Origin of the sequence: Mycobacterium sp. (assembly GCF_049802695.1) — a bacterium.
In the GTDB taxonomy this organism is placed as follows: Bacteria; Actinomycetota; Actinomycetes; order Mycobacteriales; family Mycobacteriaceae; genus Mycobacterium.
Genome location: NZ_JBARMY010000018.1, coordinates 1 through 6,605, shown reverse-complemented (window position 1 = coordinate 6,605; position 6,605 = coordinate 1). Strand labels below are relative to the sequence as shown.

The window sequence follows — 6,605 nt, the reverse complement described above, 5'->3', positions numbered from 1 at the left end:
GCATCGGCGAGGCCGCCGATTCGGGGCCGCGCCGCACGCTGGCCGGCGAACCGCTAAAACCTTTACTGACCGCCACCGCGGCCGCGCAGCGCGCCGGACGCATCGGAGCAGGCCATGTGGCGGTGATCCGGCGCTTCTACCACCGGCTGCCCTGCGACGTTGATGTGGAGACCCGGGAGATAGCCGAAGCGCAGCTGGCCCGGCAGGGCGCCGAGTTTCGGCCCGACCAATTAGCCAAGCTGGCCGACAAGCTCGCCGATTGCCTGAATCCCGACGGGAACTTTACTGACGACGATCGGGCCCACCGCCGCGGTATCAGCGTCGGTAAACAAGACCTCGACGGCATGAGCCCGATCAGCGGGTATCTGACCCCGGAGGTCCGCGCCGGGTGGGACGCCGTAATAGCCAAACTGGCCGCCCCCGGCATGTGCAACCCCGCCGATCCCACCCCGTGCCTGAGCGGCACCCCATCCCAGCAAGCCATCGAGGGCGACACCCGCAGCGCTAGCCAACGCACCCACGATACGCTGGGCGCGCTGCTGCGCTCCGCGTTGTCTTCCGGGCAGTTGGGTCGCCACAACGGGCTACCCGCATCGATCATCGTGTCCACCACCCTGAGCGAACTGGAATCCGGCTGCGGCACGGCGCTTACCGGCGGGGGCACCCTGCTGCCGATGAGTGACGTGATCCGGCTGGCCTCCCACGCGCATCATTACCTGGCGATCTTCGACAACGGCAACGCGATCGGGCTCTATCACACCAAACGCCTGGCCTCACCCGGCCAGCGACTCGTGCTCTACGCCAAGGATCGCGGGTGTTCATTCCCCAACTGCGACGTGCCCGGCTACCTCACCGAAGTCCACCACACCACCGACTTCGCCACCTGCCGAGAAACCAACATCAACGACCTCACCCAGGCCTGCGGCCCCCACCACAAACTGGTCACCTCTTGCGGCTGGAGCACCCGCAAAAACACCAACGGCACCACCGAATGGATCCCACCGGCCCACCTAGACCACGGACAGGCCAGAATCAATAGGTATCACCACCCCGAGAAACTCCTGCGCGACGACGAAGACGACGAGGTTCCGTAGGCCGGGCCGAACTACGGCTGCGGGCTTAATGCTTCGTTGTTCAGCAGCAGCGGGAGGTGATCAGCTGCCCGCGGCAAACCGTTCGCGTCGGTCCCGATCGAGGTCTCGACCGTCGAAGCCGGCAACGCCGACCAGTTCGACACCCTCACATCCGAAGCGCTCGGCCTCGTCGGCATCTCCGCAGACGTCACGGTGTTTAACCGCGGGGTCGCGCGGGCGACGACTAGATCGTCCGCGGAACGGGCCTGATACGCCAGGCGGCCCGCAGCGGACGACGGAATCGCGCATAACCGCATATTGCGGCGGATTCGAGACCACCTTGCCTAGCATGATTTCTGCGGTCCGACGGACTTCCTCGGTCACCTGTAGCCGGCTCGGATATGTCCCCACCCGCACGACTGTGTTCGTGCTGCCTTGGGGAACTCGACGTGACACTCATCCGGACGACCGCGGATCGTCTTATTGGTATGGCGCCTGAGTCATTGGTTGAGCAGTTGCTGGAGCAGATGCTGAACCGAACTGGCCGGCGTGCCGCGCCCGCCGAGCAGTCCTCTTGGAAGCGCAGCCTCCCCGCCTTAGCCGCGGACCTTGCCGATGCCGGTCTCGGCGATGTCGAGATGCTGGTTGAATATCACCTTCCGCTCACATCTCAGCGTGCCGACGTTGTCCTCGCCGGCACCCACCCGCGAACCGGCGAGGCGTCATACGTCATCGTCGAGTTGAAGCAGTGGTCAGCCGCCTACACCTTCGAAGGCGACCCGGAGATCGTCGAAGTTCCGGGCGTCCCAGGGGGACCGCGGCTGCATCCCGTGATTCAGGTGCGAGGCTACTGCGAGTACCTCCTCGATTTCGCCCGAGTGATAGCAGACCGTCCTGATTCGGTGGCCGGAATGGCCTACCTGCACAACGCATCCGATCCCGCTCTCGTCAAGGAACTACTCGCCGTACCGGTCTCAACGACGGGCCGACTCTTCACTGCCGCCGATAGGGGAGCCATGTTCGACTTCCTTCGGTCCAGGCTTGCTCCGGTCCCCGGGCGGCAGGCAGCTGATTTGTTGATCAACTCTCCCGGGGCACCGTCGAAACAGCTGCTGAAGCTTGCGGCTGCGGAGATCCGCGACCGCTCGCAGTTCCGGTTGATCGGAAACCAGCAACTGGCGGTGGATTTGGTTATGCATGCAGTGGAGCACGCGCGTGCCGGGAACGCCAAGCGGGTGATCGCGGTGACCGGTGGGCCCGGCAGTGGCAAGAGCGTCATCGCGCTGTCTCTCGTCGGCGAGCTGGCACGGCGGGGTCGCACCGTCATCCATGCGACGGGGTCACGCTCGTTCACTCAGACGCTCAGGAAAGTCGCGGCTGTCAGAGCCCCGAAGGTCCGGGCGCTGTTCAAGTATTTCAACCAGTTCATAACGGCCGATCCCAACGGCTTGGACGTTCTGATCATGGATGAGGCTCATCGCATCCGGAAAACGTCGGTTGACCGGTATACCCGCGCGGAGTTGCGGACCGATCGTCTGCAGATCGACGAACTCATTGCCGCTGCCCGGGTTCCGGTCTTTCTGCTCGATGAGCACCAAGTGGTGCGTCCCGGTGAAATGGGCACCCTTGAGCAGATCGAGCACCACGCTCAGCACCTCGGACTCGACTTTCAGTACATTGCGCTCGGCGAACAGTTTCGCTGCGGCGGGAGCGAGGAATACGTGCACTGGGTGGTCCGACTGCTGGGACTCGACGGCGATCATCCGACAGTGGTGTGGTTCGGCGATCCCCAGTTCCATGTCAGCCTCGCTGAGACGCCCGAGGAGATGGAACGCTATCTGGTAACCCAGATGCATAAGGGATACACCGCGCGTATCACCGCCGGGTATTGCTGGCCGTGGAGCGATGCGCGCAAGGACGGAACCCTCGTCCCAGACGTTCAGATCGGGACGTGGTCACGGCCGTGGAACAGCAAGAGCGACAGGCGAATCGGAGATGCACCACCCAGTGCGCTGTGGGCCACCGACGACGGCGGATTCGGGCAGGTGGGCTGCATCTACACCGCCCAGGGGTTCGAGTACGACTGGAACGGCGTGATCCTCGGACCGGACCTCGTGTGGCGCAACCGCCGGTTCGTGACAGTCCGCGATGCCAACCGGGATCCCGATTTCCGCGATCCGAAGGCCCTGCCCGACAACAGGTTCGACGTCCTTGTGCGTCATGTCTACAAGGTTCTGCTGACCCGCGGGATGATCGGCACAGTCATCTACTCGACCGACCGCGAGACCCGAGAGGCGCTACGCTCGTTTTTCGGTTCTCGTCGAGGTAGGGAAAGCCGTTCTGTGGATGTCCAACCGCAAGACGTGGAAACCGTCATAGCAGAAAACCGGGCGAGCGCCGGGCGATGAGAGGACGAGTCGATCCCGTGGTCGGCGAGTCATTATCGCCCGTGTCTGCGCTGGTTGCGGTCCTTCTTCAGGGGTGTGACGGTCCCGGCTGGCTCCTGGCCGCCGGCGGATTGGAGTTGGGCGCTTAGTTCAGCGATCACTGTCACGGCGGCTTGGTTCTTTCGCTTAAGGGCGGTGTTCTCCTCGCGGAGTTTGGTGACGGCTCCTCTGAGTTTGGAGACCGTTTCCTGCAAGGCCACCAACTGTGCGTCCCGGGGAGCGGATTCTGTACCGACTGCGGCGTACTAATCGGCGGTGACCGCTGTGGCGCGGTTCATGGTCGCCCGGCTGACGCCCGCTTTGATGTGCAGGTTGGCTTTGATGAGGCGGCCATCGGTTCTTTTCGCCGTGCCGGTGAGGAGTCGCTGCATGGCGTCGCGGAGCTTCTTTTCGGTTTCCGGGCTCACGGGTGTCACTTCGGCCCCCTGGAGGGTGAACTTCCGCACCTCGGCGAGTTGCGTTTTGAGGCGCTCGGCGGTGGACAACGGCCATCTTTTTGTCCTTGAGCGAGGTATTCTTCCTCGTGTCGCCAGATCGGGAGGTGCTCGTCGGTCACGACGGAGTTTCGACAGGTAGCGGGTTGGCACATACTTGGAATGCGACCACCGGCGTTGACCGCCGCAGTTGCGTTCTCGAGGCCGAGCGCTTTGGCTGGGTCACCAAGGCAGTGGTTGAGAGTGCCAAGTCGAATGGTGGCGAACTCATTACGCAGGAGGTCACGCAGCATGCGTTCGTTGCCCACTGCGACGGTGGCACTAGGTGCGGGTAGCGGTCACGTAACCGAGGGAACTGAACCCCGTCGACTCGTCGGTTTCCTTGGTCGGCTGTGAAAAGCCGTGAGAGGCAAATAGATCAGCTGCGCTGACGGCTGAGGCCTGCCAGCTGTGCGCGTTCAAGTAGTCGATCACGTCGGGGCGCTCACCGTCGTACCACAGATCGGTCATCTCGACGTCGAAGCCGTGCTCGCGCCAGCGGTCGGTGACCTGGCGCATCCGCTCGGTCATCTCCGGCACGGATCGGGCTGAGTCGGGCAGGTTCTCGGTGGCCAGCCGGCTGCCGGTGGTGCTGAGCTCGGTGATGTTGTCCAGCAGCCGGTCCTGGGCTTCCGGCGGCAGGAACGGCAGCAGGCCCTCAGCACTCCACGCGGCGGGCTGCCCGATGTCGAAGCCCGCATCCTTCAGCGCGGCCGGCCAGTCGTGGCGGAGGTCGACAGCCACCAGGCGATGCTCGGCGGTCGGCTGGGCGCCCAGGTCGGTCATGGTCTGCGTCTTGAACTCGATCACCTGTGGCTGGTCGATCTCATACACCGTGGTACCGGCCGGCCACGCCAGCCGGTAGGCGCGCGCGTCCAGGCCGGACGCCAAGATAACCGCCTGACGGATCCCGCTGTCGGCCGCCTGAACGAAGAAGTCGTCGAAGAAGCGGGTGCGGATGGCCATCATGTCGCGCATCCGGGCCATGCCGAACTGGTTGTCGCCGTCGACCTCAGCGGGGTCCAGTTCACCGCTGACCAGCCGGGTGAAGAAGTCGACGCCGACCGCACGCACCAGTGGCTCGGCGAACGGGTCGTTGATCAATGCGCCGGCGCCGCGACTGGCCAGCGCCCGCCCCACCGCGACACCCGTCGCCGTCGCGCCCACGCTGGTGGCGAGGTCCCAGGTGTCGTCGTCTGAACGTGCCATGCGTCCGCCTCCGATCGTCACCAATCGTGTCCGCCACCGACTGTAGGAGGGTCCGCTGAACGGGCGCTGTGAGCGGTGAGCGCCTAGTTCCGATGTCAACGAATGAAATACCTGTCGGCATGAAATGCTGGCGGTGATGCGGCACTACTACTCCGCCGATGCGATCCGCGACGCCGAAGCGCCACTGTTGGCCAGCTTGCCCGAGGGGGCGTTGATGCGGCGCGCGGCCTACGGACTGGCCACCGCGATCATCGACGAACTGAAGGCCCGTACCGGCGGGGTAGCGGGTCGGCGCATCTGCGCGGTCGTCGGATCCGGCGACAACGGTGGCGACGCGCTGTGGGCGGCGACCTTCGCGCGCCGGCGCGGCGCGGCCGCTGACGCGATCCTGCTCAAACCCGAACGCACCCACCAGAAAGGTCTGGCGGCATTCCGCAAGGCCGGTGGCCGCATCGTGGAACACGTCGACGCGACCACCGATCTGGTCATCGACGGCGTCGTCGGCATCTCCGGGTCCGGTCCGCTACGGCCGGCGGCGGCCGAGCTGTTCGCCACGGTCGACGACGCTGCGATCCCGGTGGTGGCCGTCGACACCCCCAGCGGTGTCGACGTGGCCACCGGGGCGATCACCGGCCCCGCCGTGCACGCCGCGCTGACCGTCACGTTCGGCGGACTTAAACCGGTGCACGCCCTGGCTGACTGCGGTCGGGTCCGGCTCGTCGACATCGGCCTGGCCCTGCCCGCTTCCGACGTGCAGTCACTGGAAGCCGCCGACGTGGCGGCCCGCTGGCCGGTGCCCGGCCCGAAAGACGACAAGTACACCCAGGGCGTCACCGGCGTGATGGCCGGGTCGGCCACCTATCCCGGAGCGGGGGTGCTGTGCACCGGAGCCGCGGTTGCGGCGACGTCGGGCATGGTCCGCTACGCCGGCAGCGCGCACACCCAGGTGCTCTCGGTGTGGCCCGAAGTCATCGCCACGCCCACCCCGGCAGCCGCCGGGCGGGTGCAGGCCTGGGTGGTGGGCCCGGGGTTGGGCACTGACGACATTGGGACGGGTGCGCTGTGGTTCGCGCTGGATACCGACCTGCCGGTGATCGTCGACGCCGACGGGCTGACCATCCTGGCGGCGCACCCCGAGCTGGCGGTCAACCGCAACGCTCCGACGGTGCTGACACCGCACGCCGGCGAGTTCGCCCGACTGGCCGGCAACCCACCCGGGGACGACCGCATCAGCGCCACCCGCAAACTCGCCGACGCGTTCGGCGCCACCGTGCTGCTCAAGGGCAACGTCACCGTCGTCGCCGAACCGGGCGGCCCGGTCTACCTGAACCCGGCCGGCCAGTCCTGGGCGTCGACCGCCGGGTCCGGTGACGTGCTGTCCGGAATCATCGGTGCGCTGCTCG

The 6,605-nt window shown here is 65.9% G+C and carries 5 protein-coding genes and 1 pseudogene; 4 read left to right on the top strand and 2 right to left on the bottom strand.

Annotation, left to right across the window (positions count from 1 at the left end):
* From WA317_RS00680 to WA317_RS00670, 3 genes and pseudogenes are all read left to right on the top strand, one after another.
* A partial coding sequence (locus WA317_RS00680) for an HNH endonuclease signature motif containing protein (protein WP_425171199.1) occupies positions 1-1,094 on the top strand: 1,094 nt, incomplete at its 5' end.
* 69 nt (positions 1,095-1,163) lie between these two features.
* Positions 1,164-1,289, top strand: a pseudogene (locus WA317_RS00675) (hypothetical protein); the annotation flags it as partial.
* Between the two features lie 272 nt (positions 1,290-1,561).
* On the top strand, positions 1,562-3,481 hold the full coding sequence (locus tag WA317_RS00670) for a DNA/RNA helicase domain-containing protein (RefSeq protein WP_425171198.1): 1,920 nt from the start codon (positions 1,562-1,564) through the stop codon (positions 3,479-3,481).
* Positions 3,482-3,765: 284 nt separating this feature from the next.
* On the opposite strand, the gene WA317_RS00665 is transcribed toward WA317_RS00670, so the two are convergent.
* Together WA317_RS00665 and WA317_RS00660 are read right to left on the bottom strand one after the other, a co-directional pair.
* The gene (locus WA317_RS00665) at positions 3,766-4,005 is read right to left on the bottom strand and encodes a hypothetical protein (protein WP_425171197.1); all 240 of its coding nucleotides are present in this window, start codon (positions 4,003-4,005) and stop codon (positions 3,766-3,768) included.
* Between the two features lie 270 nt (positions 4,006-4,275).
* Positions 4,276-5,202 (bottom strand): class I SAM-dependent methyltransferase, encoded by a 927-nt coding sequence (locus tag WA317_RS00660; RefSeq protein ID WP_425171196.1) that lies wholly within the window; start codon positions 5,200-5,202, stop codon positions 4,276-4,278.
* A gap of 136 nt (positions 5,203-5,338) precedes the next feature.
* Between WA317_RS00660 and WA317_RS00655 the strand changes: the two genes are divergently transcribed.
* Positions 5,339-6,605, top strand: a 1,267-nt coding sequence (locus tag WA317_RS00655; RefSeq protein ID WP_425171195.1) for an NAD(P)H-hydrate epimerase, incomplete at its 3' end; no start/stop codon positions are given.

Coding starts and splice junctions, on each gene's coding strand:
- WA317_RS00670 (WP_425171198.1), top strand. CDS start 1,562: ATGGCGCCTGAGTCATTGGTTGAGCAGTTGCTGGAGCAGATGCTGAAC.
- WA317_RS00660 (WP_425171196.1), bottom strand. CDS start 5,202: ATGGCACGTTCAGACGACGACACCTGGGACCTCGCCACCAGCGTGGGC.